The 11,924-nt window shown below is 38.7% G+C and carries 16 protein-coding genes and 1 pseudogene; 12 read left to right on the top strand and 5 right to left on the bottom strand.

The window, feature by feature from the left end:
- Positions 1-426 precede the first annotated feature (426 nt).
- Positions 427-570, top strand: coding sequence for a hypothetical protein (locus PX481_RS13750; protein ID WP_288023334.1), 144 nt, complete (start codon positions 427-429; stop codon positions 568-570).
- On the opposite strand, the gene PX481_RS13745 is transcribed toward PX481_RS13750, so the two are convergent.
- The gene (locus PX481_RS13745) at positions 560-775 is read right to left on the bottom strand and encodes a hypothetical protein (RefSeq protein WP_002757627.1); all 216 of its coding nucleotides are present in this window, start codon (positions 773-775) and stop codon (positions 560-562) included. The genes PX481_RS13750 and PX481_RS13745 overlap by 11 nt on opposite strands.
- Positions 776-1,569: 794 nt before the next feature.
- On the opposite strand from PX481_RS13745, the gene PX481_RS13740 reads away from it, so the two are divergent.
- Together PX481_RS13740 and PX481_RS13735 are read left to right on the top strand one after the other, a co-directional pair.
- Positions 1,570-2,559, top strand: a complete 990-nt coding sequence (locus PX481_RS13740; RefSeq protein WP_002757629.1) for a RhiA family protein — start codon at positions 1,570-1,572, stop codon at positions 2,557-2,559.
- A gap of 114 nt (positions 2,560-2,673) precedes the next feature.
- Positions 2,674-3,264 (top strand): phage tail protein, encoded by a 591-nt coding sequence (locus PX481_RS13735; RefSeq protein ID WP_002757630.1) that lies wholly within the window; start codon positions 2,674-2,676, stop codon positions 3,262-3,264.
- Between the two features lie 84 nt (positions 3,265-3,348).
- Here PX481_RS13735 and PX481_RS13730 read toward each other — a convergent pair whose 3' ends face one another.
- Both PX481_RS13730 and PX481_RS13725 read right to left on the bottom strand, forming a co-directional pair.
- Positions 3,349-3,831, bottom strand: coding sequence for a ribonuclease toxin HepT-like protein (locus tag PX481_RS13730; protein WP_002757632.1), 483 nt, complete (start codon positions 3,829-3,831; stop codon positions 3,349-3,351).
- The gene (locus PX481_RS13725; RefSeq protein WP_002757633.1) at positions 3,828-4,202 is read right to left on the bottom strand and encodes a nucleotidyltransferase family protein; all 375 of its coding nucleotides are present in this window, start codon (positions 4,200-4,202) and stop codon (positions 3,828-3,830) included. The genes PX481_RS13730 and PX481_RS13725 overlap by 4 nt, the downstream gene beginning before the upstream one ends.
- 369 nt (positions 4,203-4,571) lie before the next feature.
- Here PX481_RS13725 and PX481_RS13720 point away from each other — a divergent pair, with 369 nt between their 5' ends.
- From PX481_RS13720 to PX481_RS13700, 5 genes are all read left to right on the top strand, one after another.
- On the top strand, positions 4,572-4,793 hold the full coding sequence (locus PX481_RS13720) for a type II toxin-antitoxin system Phd/YefM family antitoxin (protein ID WP_288094756.1): 222 nt from the start codon (positions 4,572-4,574) through the stop codon (positions 4,791-4,793).
- Between the two features lie 16 nt (positions 4,794-4,809).
- Entirely contained in the window at positions 4,810-5,028 is a 219-nt protein-coding gene (locus PX481_RS13715) for a type II toxin-antitoxin system Phd/YefM family antitoxin (RefSeq protein WP_002798098.1), read from the top strand.
- Entirely contained in the window at positions 5,025-5,408 is a 384-nt protein-coding gene (locus PX481_RS13710; protein ID WP_002757635.1) for a type II toxin-antitoxin system VapC family toxin, read from the top strand. Before PX481_RS13715 ends, PX481_RS13710 begins: the two co-directional genes overlap by 4 nt.
- Before the next feature lie 321 nt (positions 5,409-5,729).
- A complete protein-coding gene (locus PX481_RS13705) occupies positions 5,730-6,074 on the top strand; it encodes a type II toxin-antitoxin system RelE/ParE family toxin (protein WP_002798095.1) in 345 nt (114 codons plus the stop codon).
- Positions 6,075-6,076: 2 nt separating this feature from the next.
- On the top strand, positions 6,077-6,376 hold the full coding sequence (locus PX481_RS13700; RefSeq protein WP_002757640.1) for a helix-turn-helix domain-containing protein: 300 nt from the start codon (positions 6,077-6,079) through the stop codon (positions 6,374-6,376).
- 34 nt (positions 6,377-6,410) lie between these two features.
- On the opposite strand, the gene PX481_RS13695 is transcribed toward PX481_RS13700, so the two are convergent.
- Positions 6,411-6,638 carry a YcaO-like family protein gene (locus PX481_RS13695; RefSeq protein WP_308417979.1) on the bottom strand — a complete coding sequence of 76 codons (228 nt, stop codon included), beginning with the start codon at positions 6,636-6,638 and terminating at the stop codon, positions 6,411-6,413.
- A 221-nt stretch (positions 6,639-6,859) separates the two neighbouring features.
- Here PX481_RS13695 and PX481_RS13690 point away from each other — a divergent pair, with 221 nt between their 5' ends.
- Positions 6,860-7,306 (top strand): mannan-binding lectin, encoded by a 447-nt coding sequence (locus PX481_RS13690; RefSeq protein ID WP_223212957.1) that lies wholly within the window; start codon positions 6,860-6,862, stop codon positions 7,304-7,306.
- Between the two features lie 117 nt (positions 7,307-7,423).
- Here the strand turns inward: PX481_RS13690 and PX481_RS13685 are convergent, their stop codons facing one another.
- On the bottom strand, positions 7,424-9,721 hold the full coding sequence (locus tag PX481_RS13685; RefSeq protein WP_288023337.1) for a TOMM precursor leader peptide-binding protein: 2,298 nt from the start codon (positions 9,719-9,721) through the stop codon (positions 7,424-7,426).
- Between the two features lie 596 nt (positions 9,722-10,317).
- Between PX481_RS13685 and PX481_RS13680 the strand changes: the two genes are divergently transcribed.
- From PX481_RS13680 to psbE, 3 genes and pseudogenes are all read left to right on the top strand, one after another.
- Positions 10,318-10,665: a rubredoxin gene (locus PX481_RS13680; protein WP_002757647.1), complete on the top strand. Its 348-nt coding sequence runs from the start codon at positions 10,318-10,320 to the stop codon at positions 10,663-10,665.
- 106 nt (positions 10,666-10,771) lie between these two features.
- On the top strand, positions 10,772-11,764 hold the full coding sequence (locus PX481_RS13675; protein ID WP_002757649.1) for a photosynthesis system II assembly factor Ycf48: 993 nt from the start codon (positions 10,772-10,774) through the stop codon (positions 11,762-11,764).
- Positions 11,765-11,842: 78 nt separating this feature from the next.
- Positions 11,843-11,924, top strand: a pseudogene (psbE, locus tag PX481_RS13670) (cytochrome b559 subunit alpha); the annotation flags it as partial.

The following is an 11,924-nucleotide window of genomic DNA, read 5'->3' as shown; positions in this document are numbered from 1 at the left end:
TATGGTTCGATAGGGGGGCATAAATCGACTAAATCCTTATCTGGCAAGAGACTTAATTGATTAGTTCGCTCTAGATAAAAAACAATTGACAAAAATCGCTAAATGCCTTTCTCTATAAGGGTTCCATCCCTTATAACCCCCGTCCATTGCATAACAATTACCGAAGAGCCATTAATGAGGCTTTAAAACAATATATCCAATCTCCTTCTGAGCGATCGCTCACTCAGTCCGATTTACGCCGTATTCTTCGAGAAGAATTATCAGCCCTCCAATAATGTTGCTTGTGATAGTTAAAAGTTAGGCGATCGCTGTGTTGTTCTGAGGAATAGCGATCGCTTTTTAATTTTTGGCTCTTCGGTTTGTGTTATGCAATCGACGGGGGATATAAGGGATGTAACCCTTATGTAGAAAAGCATTTGGCGATTTTTGTCAATTGTTTTTTATCTAGAGCGAACTAATCAATTAAATCTCTTACCAGATAAGGATTTAGTCGATTTATGCCCCCATATCGAATCATACCAAGTAACGAAGAACCTAATTTTTTCTTGTCAAAGTTTAGTTAAACGGTAAGAGGGGTAATTTTGTAAAGATGTGCTAAATTGGAAGCTTTTTGCAGATCACCTTGACGAAGGGCTTCCCGGACATCATCTAATTTTTGAGCGTCTTCTAATGATAAATAGGGCGACCATCCTTCGGGAGTCTCAATCAGTTCGACTTCCACTTCAGCCATGTACTCTCCAATGTGGATAAGTTTAATGTGAGGCTTTTTTGTCATGGTTTTCTCCTTGTAAGACTAGCACACAACGCCCTTGAGGATATTCCGGGTAATCTTCGATAATGACAGCTTCTCTAATACTCATCATCCAACAATAAGTAGTCGTGCAAAATTAATTTCCTAGTGAAGATAAGCAAGAGGCAAGAGACAAGAGGCAAGAGGTGGTTAGATATGTGTAATTAATTTTGCTTAGGTACTTAGCATCTCCTTACTTAGGGCAGGTGTTTTCTTTGAGGGATAAGCGATCGCTTTTTTGCGGCTTTCTTTTCGTCTCCTGACACTCTACAAATCAGTCCCGATGAAAAAATTTTCACCCCCACAGATGAAAGAGGTTTCCTTCCCCACACCCCACACCCCACACCCCACACCCCACACCCTCTTTCAAATCAGAGAGTAAAAGGGTTTTGAGGATTTCAGATGCCCAATTAATTCATTAGTTCTACTTTCAGGGATGAGGTAGTCATACCATAAAGTGACCCTTTGAATCTAATATAAATCTAATATAAATCTAATATAAAAGTTAATATTCTACTCAAAAAAACCTATTAGAAAAGTATTAACTTTAGAGATTGCCATTACTCAAAATAAAACTTATTCTGGTATCAAAGGTGATTAAGCAAATCACTTTTAACCCAAAAGACAAGACATTTTGCTTAAGGCATTATGGCTAAATCGAAAATTTCACGAATAGATTTTTGAGAATGTCTTAAGAGTTTAGAGAAAACAAATCATTAAGGTATTTTTTTCTCGAAAGTTTCATTTTAAGTTCACATTATTTCTTTGGAGTTGCTCAAATGACTTACTACGTTGATTTTAACAATCAAACAGATCGCACTTGGACTATGGTAGTCTATCAAACTCTCCCTGATTCAGTAGGATTAGATAGTGTTGCGTGGAAAAAAACGACAGTCCCGCAAAAAGCTGAATCTGGGGTTGATTGGGAGATTGAATATCTTGTTGCTCTTGCTAATTACAAACAAACTGGAGGGATAGGTGTTTATAAAGCCTCCCAAAAGTTTAATAATATCCAATTGGGAACTAAGTGGAAGGTTGTTTTTAAGGATGGTGTTCAGCAGCTAGAACCCGATGGACAAGCACAACGACCAGAGTTAATTGTAATTGGGAATGACTCAAAAAGTCTAGCTGATGTTGGTGTAGGGATGTCAAACAATTCAGCTGTTTACCAGCGAGATGTTTTAAGTAGTAGTAGTGCTCAGTTTAAGGTGACTCCTACCTATTATGTAGGTTTATTTAATAACTTGGAACTGGGAACCGTGATAAGTAGTAATGTAGTCGTCGGTCCAATGGAAGTCAAATTCCCATCAGGTCAAAATAAAGCTCTTTTGACGGCTACACTTGATGGTCAAGCGATTAAGCTAGACCTTAGTTATCAGAGTGCTTTGGTTGCTAACTATGAGCAAGTTCAAAAACTATCCCGCTCCATTGGTTCTGAGTTCTTTGATGTCCCAGTTGAGCAACAGCCTGAATTTGGTACTGACTACACTTTTGCTGCTACGTTGGTTTTTGGCACTCTGGCAGTAGCAACATGGGCGTATGGAAACAAATCTTTAATTGCTCAGGCTGCTAATGTTGTAATTGACAATTTTTCTAGCTTTGATCAGACCGCACGAACATTTAAAATTGTCGGTCAATCAGCGTTAGCTTGTGCTACTGCAATGGAAGCAATTCTTAAAGCAATTAAGGACAATGCACCACCATCATTATTAAAAGAAGGTGAGTCCAGTGTTGATGTCTCTTACAAAAATTTAGCCTGTCAGAAATAAGATTACATAGCATTTCCCAAGCTCGTGAGATATATTTTTTCCCCTATCTTTCAAGCTTGGGAAAGGGAAATAACAGTTAATGCCCATTCTAAGTGTTAGAAAAAAGGAGAAATTATGCTAAACGGAGTTCCTATTGGTACAGTATGCCCATTTGCTGGTCAAATCCATCCCATAACAGGTGATATAAACAATATTTGGACTTCATCTGGTTGCTCAAGTCAGAATGCACAGGCTGAGAGCTTGAATGCCAATATTCCTATCACCTATCCTGAAGCATACGGTTGGATGTTGTGCGATGGTCGTTATCTTGAAATAGATGCTTACCCTGAGCTATTTGCAGTAATTGGAACACTTTATGGAAAACAAGGGGATAATAAATTTAGACTTCCAGACTATCGTGGATTATTCATGAGAGGGGTTGATGCTGGTTCTGGACTAGATCCAGATGCTGCTGAACGAATTGGACCAGAGGGAATGGGTAAAAGTAGCGGGATCGGTTCACTTCAGTGTGATGCTCTCCAGCAACACCAGCACGACTATAATGCTATTCTCCTGTCAGCACAAGCACAACCGGGTACTGGCTCAGTTGGGCAAACATCTGAGATAAAACAGACTACAGGTCCTGATAGCCCTCCTGCTCGCGTCAGTATCTATGAAACTCGTCCAAAAAATATTTCTGTCAACTATATTATCAAGTATAGATAGTGCGATACTCTACGGCACTGCATAGCAGCACGCCACTCGCTGAAAGCGCACCGAAGGTGATCTTGTAAATTGGGTTATCTTTAATTAAGTTTTTCCCTTACTTAAATTATTACAAAACAATTGAATGTCATTGATTATGGTTTGATAAGAATTAACAATTTGATGGGCGATGATTAAAACCTTTTCCTCATCTAATTGGCAAGAATAAGCACTTCTCACCAGATGACGAAACCGCCTTAATTCATCCAAAATGAGCCTTGTTTCTTCTGTAATAACTGCTTTTCTCACCTTAGGTATATCAACAGACATTTGCTCTAATAAATCTCGATGCCATTTATCCCCCGTTGGGAATCTTTGAGCAATTTTTTTAGCAATCGCTTCAAATATACGCTCAATTCCAGTATAAACTCCATGGAAATTAAGCGCAATAGAATTAATTAATGCGTTTTGATACATGACATCCGATTGATTAGATAATTCTCTTAAAAATATCTCTAGCTGTTGTAGGGCTTGGAGAATTTTATTGAGTTCTTGATTAATTCTATCTTGAATTGATAAATTAGTCATAATTCAACCCCCTGAGCAATTGCCTCTAAAATATAAGGATGAGCCTTTTGAACTTCTACTAAATCCACCTCAAAATCCTGTCCATTATCTAACTCTGCTATCGCTTTAAAATAATCTTTCTCTGGTAAATCCCAAACCGCTAAATCAAGATCAGAATGGGGAGTTATTTCTTCATAATTTAACAATGAACCAAATAAAACAACTTTCGTGACTCCATACTTCTCTTTAAGGAGACTAGCACATTTTTGAGCAATTTTTAACCCTGCTTGTTGCCGTTGTTTCATCTCTAATAGAAATTGTTCACGGTTTGCTCTCGCTGCTAAAACTTCAGCAATAATCTCTTGTTTTCGTTCTTCAGTTAACTGTGTCATTATGATTACCCCTAAATCATTGAATATCAATAGTTTCTATGATAGCAATTTTTGTGATCAGCGATCGCCGCTCTTGTCGGTTGGGTTGAGGCAACGAAACCCAACAATATTTTATTTAAGGTGTGTTACTTCGGTGACATACCTTTTATCTATCAGTCATCAGGAGAGCTTATTTATTTTCTGCTTAGATCAGTTAAAATTGAGGAATGATCGGCCTAGAAATTGGGTTTATCTTCGTACTTAACCTTAACATGAGAGTGTAGGCTGGGTTTCACTATCGTTCAACCCAACCGTATTTTATCTATTCCTTGCTGAGATTCAGTTAAAATTGTAGCGTTATCACCATGAGTTAGATAGAACCCAACATCCATGATCATCTCTCTCAAAGAAGCCCAGGCTAAACTCCCCGAACTGATTGACAATCTCAAACTGGGGGAAGAATTGTTAATCACCGACAATAATCGTCCAATTGCCCAATTAATCGGGCAAATACCCATAGCGTCCCAACGCCTAGTCCCCGGACTATGTCAAGGAATGATTACCATCGTAGCTGATGACGAAGAACATTGGCAAGATTTTTTGAAAACTTAAATAGAGATTTAACACTATGACTAAATTAGATATAGCTCAAGCTAAATCCGATCTCTCAAAACTTCTCGATTTGGCAATTAACGGAGAAGAAATTGTTATTATGCAAGGCGACGAGCCAGTAGCCAAAATTTCCCCCATCAAACGACCCTTAAAACGAGGAAGTGCTAAGGGAAAAGTATGGATGAGCGATGACTTTGATGAACCTCTTGAAGACTTTCACAATTACAGGGAATGACTTTTTTATTGGACACACATATTTTTCTTTGGTTTGTTAATGACGATCCTAGATTAAGCAATGCTCTCAAAGATTTAATTGAAGATGAGAACAATTTTAGTTATCTTAGTATCGCCAGTCTTTGGGAAATGTCTATTAAATATAATTTAGGAAAGTTAAGGTTAGTTCCTTCCTATGAAGAGTTTATTGAGAAAGAAGTGAACGAAAGTAGGATTGTTTTACTAAATCTTGAACTAGAGCATCTAAAAATTAATGCTTCTCTACCTTTTCACCACAGAGATCCTTTTGATCGCATTATTATTGCTCAATCTATGGCTGAAAATCTCCCTATCATTACAAGTGATTCAATTTTCAGTCAATATTCGATTGCGCTTATTTAGTGTAACTCAACAAATGAAAATATTATTGATCTTAGATCAAGATGAAGGAATAGCTCCCAATGATCCAGCCGCTCTTCTAGATTAGATTGAAGCAACAAAAACCAACACTAATAAAGGTGTGTTACTTCGCTGACATACCTTTTACCTATCAGGAATCAGTTTGCTTATGGCCTCATGAACGAGATATTTGCCCTGATACACTTTACTTAGATTCAGTTAAACTAAAATGATCATTATCTTGCTTGTTAACTAACGAACAATTGACAAACTGATGATCCTGTTATACTAAATTAGGTATCAACCTTAATCATTAACCCCAACATGGGAGATAAACCCATTTACTGGATTGGGACGTCAAGGGAAGATATTAGAGATTTTCCTGAAGACGCAAAGCGTAAAGCAGGTTTTCAACTGAGAGCTATTCAACAAGGAGAGAAACCCAATGATTTTAAACCCATTCCCATTATTGGTCAAGGAACAGAAGAAATTAGAATTTGGACAGGAGAAACCTACAGAATCTTTTATGTAGCAAGGTTTAAAGAAGCGATTTATGTCCTTCATGCTTTTGGTAAAAAAACACAGAAAACCTCGAAAAAAGAAATTGAATTGGGACAACAACGTTATCAACAAATGATTCAATTTAGACAACAATTACAGGAGGGATAACCATGACACAATCTAACCCTATTGAGATCACTTTTGGTAGCGATAACATCTTTGAAGATTTAGGATTTAACAGTGAAGAAGCAACTAACTTAAAAATTAGAGCCGATTTGATGTTAACCTTGCGGTCTTTTATCCAAGAAAAAAGATGGACACAGCAAGAAGCCGCCACTTTTTTCGAGGAAACAAAACCAAAAATTAGTGATTTAATGAATGGAGAAATTAGCCGTTTTACTGTTGATAAATTACTCAGTCTTTTAGATAAAACGGGAATGAAAGTTAAACTCGAAATCTTCACCAAGTAACTTAAAATCATCAACAATTGACCATGAACAAGGGTTACATCCACATGGGAAAAGGATTTAATTCATCTTCCGTCAAAGTCTCTTTTAACCATCCCATGCTAACAGGAACATCATATAATCTTCCTAGCCCTAAACGCTTCCACATATGACGCATTCCGGGGACAATAACCTTAGCTACCCTTAAACCAATATCAGGACGAGTTTGGTCTAATACTACTAACATTTCCATCCCCTTTGACTCAATCTCTATAATTTGATTGATTAATTCATTTGTTCTACTTAAGAGATTACGCCATTATACCATAAAGTGACCCTTTGAATCTAATATAAATCTAATATAAATCTCATAAAAAGTTAATATTCTGCTCAAAAAAACATATTAGAAAAGTATTAATTTTAGAGATTGCCATTACCAAAAATAAAACTTATTCTGGTATCAAAGGTGATTGAACCAATCACTTTTAACCCAAAAGACAAGACATTTTGCTTAAGGCATTATGGCTAACTCAAAAAATTCAGAAAAGGATTTTTGATATCGTCTTGAGGATACAAAATCAACAAAAGTCTCAAAGGACATTATCTATTATGGCAAGTTACAAAGTTAATATCCCTGCTGGCCCCCTCTGGAGTAACGATGAAGCACAACAAGTAGGTCCGAGAATTGCAGCTGCTCATCAAGGAAACTTTACTGGTCAGTGGACAACCGTAGTTGAAAGTGCAATGAGTGTAGTAGAAGTAGAACTACAGGTGGAAAATACTGGAACTCATGAATTTAAAACTAATGTTTTAGCTGGCCCCCTCTGGAGTAACGATGAAGCACAAAAATTAGGTCCGCAAATTGCAGCATCTTATGGTGCAGAATTTACTGGACAGTGGCAAACCATTGTTGAAGGTGTCATGAGTGTTATTGAAATCAAGTACACTTTCTAAGTGCGATCGCCTCTCTTATCGGCTAGATTGAGGTACGGAACCCAACACTATTTAAGGTGTGTTACTTCGGTGATGCACCTTTTACTGATCAGTGATAAGCTCCCCTATTTAAAAGCGTTACATCCACATGGGAAAAGGATTTAATTCATCTTCCGTCAAAGTCTCTTTTAACCATCCCATGCTAACAGGAACATCATACAATCTTCCTGCCCCTAAACGCTTCCACATATGACGCATTCCGGGGACAATGACTTTAGCCACCCTTAAACCAATATCAGGACGAGTCTGATCTAATACTAACATTTCCATCCCCTTTGACTCAACAATTCGCTGACACAATTTAACATCCTCTAATAAATCATCACTGGCTAATTGTAAATAATCATTACTTTTTTTCGGTATTATTTTACTATCTGGAACTAAATAAGATTGATTGCTTAACCTTGCCGTTTGCCACCATTTAACCGCCAAAGGATCCGCAGAAGGATTATAAATCGTTGTCCCATCGTCCTTAAACGATAACACATTCGGTAAGATTTGATTAACCTCCGTTAACGCTCGACTAATGGCAATTTTTGGGTCAAAATGCGCCCCATACCCTAACAAAATGTCCTCCACTTCCCGCTCCTTTCTCGGACTAATAGCGGCAAAACAAGGGATATTCAAATCACTGGTAATATCTAACACCCATAGCTCCCGATTTAACCCCTCATAATATTGCTTTAATTGCTCAAAATATGGCTCATTAAAGCTCTCTAAATTAACGGAAGGTTTAACTAATTGATTATACCACCATAAAGCCACACAATCCCGTTCCACTAACTCCATAAACCCTTGTAAAATCGCTTCTTCTATCGTATTTCCTGCGGCGCAGCCATTAGAATCAGCCCAACAATCTAAGGGTTCAGATTGAGAATAACCATAATAACAATATCCCGTCGGTAAATACTTAAAATCTTGAGCGGTTAAAGACCATACAGGAGTCCAATCAATGATTCTAGTTTCATCAAAAGGTTCAGGGACTTTTTGAAACCATCCTTGATTCTTCGCATTCCATTCTTCTCGATGTTGATATTGTTTTTCACTAAAATTCATACATTTGTTAGGATGAATAGCTTTATCTTTTAACTCTTGATAACTCGCTTCTTCTTTGATTTCATTTCCTTGAAAAACCCCCGAATAGCGCTCAATAGCTTCACAAAATCCACTTGCTTTTGCTTGACTATCTGTACGGCCTTTTCCCGCACTTCTACCTCCAATATTTTGCCGTAAACTGTCTAAATCATCAAAGACACTACGAAAATGATGTTTAGCTACATAAGTATGAACTAAAGCATTCCCTTGTATCTTATTTAATTCTCGCACAATTCCCGTAATAGGACCGATATGATGTTGATAGGTTTTTAAGGTTTCTTCAGGAGAACAAAAACGATGTCCCCCATCACTGGTAAAAGCCTTTTTACGATGTCCCAAAACCACGGGTAAAGGTGTTTTATTTAGAGAATATCCACAACTAGGACAGTTCGGACGTTTAACTAAAATATGCTCTTGAAATTGTAAATTTAAAGTATCATAAGTCATTAGCATTCCTTCTAAACGTTGATTTTTACCTTGAATAATCCACTTAAAAACCTCCATAGCCGTCAGATTTAAAACCGTCTGTATTGTCGCTGAAGAAAACCCTAAAGGAGAAATTAAAGAAATCTTATTGTCTCTCTGTCTAATGATAAATTCCTCCACGGGACGATTATCTCGTAATCGTTGAGCCAAACAATGCCAACAACCAGTTTTATCGGGATCAAATAAGGGACCAATCCAGGCTAGATTTCCCAGGGGATTAACTAATAACCACGGTTTTTGCAAGACTAAAGCTTGTTGATTAATACTCTCTAAATCAGGATGAAGATAATTATCGGTTAAAATAATGGTTAAATCCCCTTCATCTGCGACTTGAACTTGCAAGGAATTTAAAATATTGATCAAATCTTGCTGGGGAATTAAGCCTAGGGTTTTAACTGTAACCTTCAGAGATTGTAATCGTTCAAAAGCTTGGGCTTGAGAAACCTGAAGATGATGGCATAAAATTGCTAAATTAGACGGCAATAATTCTTGTTTTTCTAATAAAAACCCTCGTTTATATAACTGAAAAATCGCTTTTTGAATTGCCAAGCTATAATTAACAATAACTGCGAAGTAATTAGCATTATTGGGATTGATTTCTTGATTTTGTAAAAATTCTAACTGAAGAATATCAATAATTTCATCAAGATTACGTTGACCATCGATTAATCTGACTAAACGATAATAAAGCGGCTCTTGGAAACAGATTGATTCTCGCTCAGATAGAAAAAATACCGTATTTGGTTCTAAGGTTTCAATTGAGTAGGCAGGATTCCAATCAAGCTGGTTGAACACAATTTTTACTCTCTTTTTAAGGTATAGTTAAGGTTGATTATATACCTATAATATAAGGTTGATAGCAGTCATCTTAATAGTGAGGTGCGAAGTTTTCGTTTTGGGGAACAGGGAGGGAGCAGCCCATTTATGCCAAAATATAAAAGCGATCGCTAAAAGTGATTAAATTTATTCAATATGATACCAAATCCGCTTTTAATAGCATGATTAACTCCCAATCCAACTTTAAAAACCCAGTTATGGATTGTTTCCCCCTGCTCCCTGCTCCCTGCTCTGGCGCTCCCCAATCTCCTCCACCTTTTAAACAGGATTTGCTATCAGACCCCTAATTTCTTCCCTGCCTGAAATTTCTCAATTTCTCGGAATAAATTTGACTACCAAAATCAGGGTAAATAGCCCAAATATCAACTTAATAAAGTTTTAATAGACATTTAAGCCCTAATAGATTAATCTTACTTTTTTTAAAGCCGATATGCTGCCTCGCTAATCCTTTTAAGACTTGAAAACTTGGTATTCTGTCAGGGGTTGGCCGTGAGAGGGGTCAATTTTCAAGGATAATTTGTAACAGAGTGTTGAAAATTCCTTTAATCTTAGTTATGAGCGATCGCCCACCAGAACTAACCCTAGCCGACCAGGCCCCTGCCAACTACGAATGTCGCTCCTGCGGCTACGTTTACGACCCCAGCAAGGGAGATAGTAAAACCAACACTCCCGCTGGAACCCCCTTCGAGGAATTGCCAGAAACGTGGCGCTGTCCCGTGTGTGGTGTGCGTCGTTCCCAATTTATCAACATCGGAGCCAAAGATGCTCCTTCGGGATTCCAAGAAAATCTTAGCTATGGTTTTGGAGTTAACCGTCTGACTCCGGCACAAAAAAATATTTTGATTTTCGGGGCTTTAGCGCTAGGATTTGTTTTCTTTATTAGTTTATATGGTTTAAACTAACTCAAGCACTCATTATCTTTAATCCAACGGCTCTTATGAGCCTGTAACCCATCGGGTACAAACCCTAATCCGTCCCGATTCCTTGACCAATACCTCTGAACCATTGATGAGAAAACTGAAACAATTCGTAATAGTTCTAGCTGTAGCCTTTTTCTGCTTTAGCTGTAGTAGTGTGCCATCCCTGAGCAGTAGTCCTTGGCAAATCCTCACCCTCGACACTGACTCCACTTTTGCCGATATCGCCTTTACCGACGACCTGCAGCACGGTTGGTTAGTGGGAACCAAATCTACCCTCTTTGAAACCACCGATGGGGGGGACAGCTGGCAGCAAAAAGTCCTCAACCTTGGCGAAGAAAAAGTTAGCTTTAGCGCCGTCAGTTTCCACGACCAAGAGGGTTGGATTGTCGGTAAACCCTCAATTCTTCTCCATAGCGAAGACGGGGGCAGCAGCTGGTCCCGTATCCCCTTAAGTGAAAAATTACCCGGTTCCCCCTACGGAATTATCGCCCTTAACGACAAAACCGCCGAAATGGTCACGGATTTAGGCGCTATCTACCGCACCAAAGACGGGGGCAAAACTTGGCAAGCTTTAGTGGAAGGTGCTGTGGGTGTGGCCCGGACAATTGTTCGTTCCCATGATGGTAAATACGTGGCCGTTTCCGCACGCGGTAACTTTTATTCCACTTGGGAACCGGGGTCAACAGAATGGCAACCCCACAATCGTCTTTCTTCCCGCCGTTTACAAAAAGTCGGTTATGGTGAAAAAGGAGAACTGTGGGCCCTGGCCCGGGGTGGTCAACTACAATTTACTAGCCCCAATGATCTCGATACATGGGAAGATAAGGTATTCCCAGAGTTTTCCACCAGTTGGGGACTTTTGGACCTCAACTACCGCAGCCCCGAAGAAATTTGGGTCGCTGGTGGTAGCGGCAATCTCTTGGTCAGTCATGACAGCGGCCAATCTTGGCAAAAAGATCGCGCGGTGGAAAGTGTCCCCTCCAATCTCTATCGAATTGTTTTTATCAATTCCGACAAGGGTTTTGTCTTGGGACAAGATGGGGTTTTACTGAAATATAATCCCCCTAGCGAACCGGCCTAAAACTTGTCTCAGGGTCAACAAAGTCTCTATTATAGAGATTGAATTTTTCAAGTCCTATCATTCCGAGGAGAACCGTCCATGTCAGGTAGTACCGGCGAACGTCCTTTTGGCGATATCGTTACCAGTATTCGTTACTGGATTATCCATAGCATCACCATCC

The organism is Microcystis sp. M53603_WE2 (genome assembly GCF_030065435.1).
The sequence above is the reverse complement of the archived record's forward strand: the minus strand, read 5'-3'. Positions and strand labels throughout refer to the sequence as shown.

Bases quoted from the DNA above. Each gene is read 5' to 3' on its own strand.
- PX481_RS13725 (WP_002757633.1), bottom strand. From the start codon at position 4,202: ATGACACAGTTAACTGAAGAACGAAAACAAGAGATTATTGCTGAAGTT.
- PX481_RS13745 (WP_002757627.1), bottom strand. From the start codon at position 775: ATGACAAAAAAGCCTCACATTAAACTTATCCACATTGGAGAGTACATG.
- PX481_RS13730 (WP_002757632.1), bottom strand. From the start codon at position 3,831: ATGACTAATTTATCAATTCAAGATAGAATTAATCAAGAACTCAATAAA.
- PX481_RS13740 (WP_002757629.1), top strand. From the start codon at position 1,570: ATGACTTACTACGTTGATTTTAACAATCAAACAGATCGCACTTGGACT.
- PX481_RS13680 (WP_002757647.1), top strand. From the start codon at position 10,318: ATGAGCGATCGCCCACCAGAACTAACCCTAGCCGACCAGGCCCCTGCC.
- PX481_RS13715 (WP_002798098.1), top strand. From the start codon at position 4,810: ATGACTAAATTAGATATAGCTCAAGCTAAATCCGATCTCTCAAAACTT.
- PX481_RS13705 (WP_002798095.1), top strand. From the start codon at position 5,730: ATGGGAGATAAACCCATTTACTGGATTGGGACGTCAAGGGAAGATATT.
- PX481_RS13735 (WP_002757630.1), top strand. From the start codon at position 2,674: ATGCTAAACGGAGTTCCTATTGGTACAGTATGCCCATTTGCTGGTCAA.
- PX481_RS13700 (WP_002757640.1), top strand. From the start codon at position 6,077: ATGACACAATCTAACCCTATTGAGATCACTTTTGGTAGCGATAACATC.
- PX481_RS13710 (WP_002757635.1), top strand. From the start codon at position 5,025: ATGACTTTTTTATTGGACACACATATTTTTCTTTGGTTTGTTAATGAC.
- PX481_RS13675 (WP_002757649.1), top strand. From the start codon at position 10,772: ATGAGAAAACTGAAACAATTCGTAATAGTTCTAGCTGTAGCCTTTTTC.
- PX481_RS13720 (WP_288094756.1), top strand. From the start codon at position 4,572: ATGATCATCTCTCTCAAAGAAGCCCAGGCTAAACTCCCCGAACTGATT.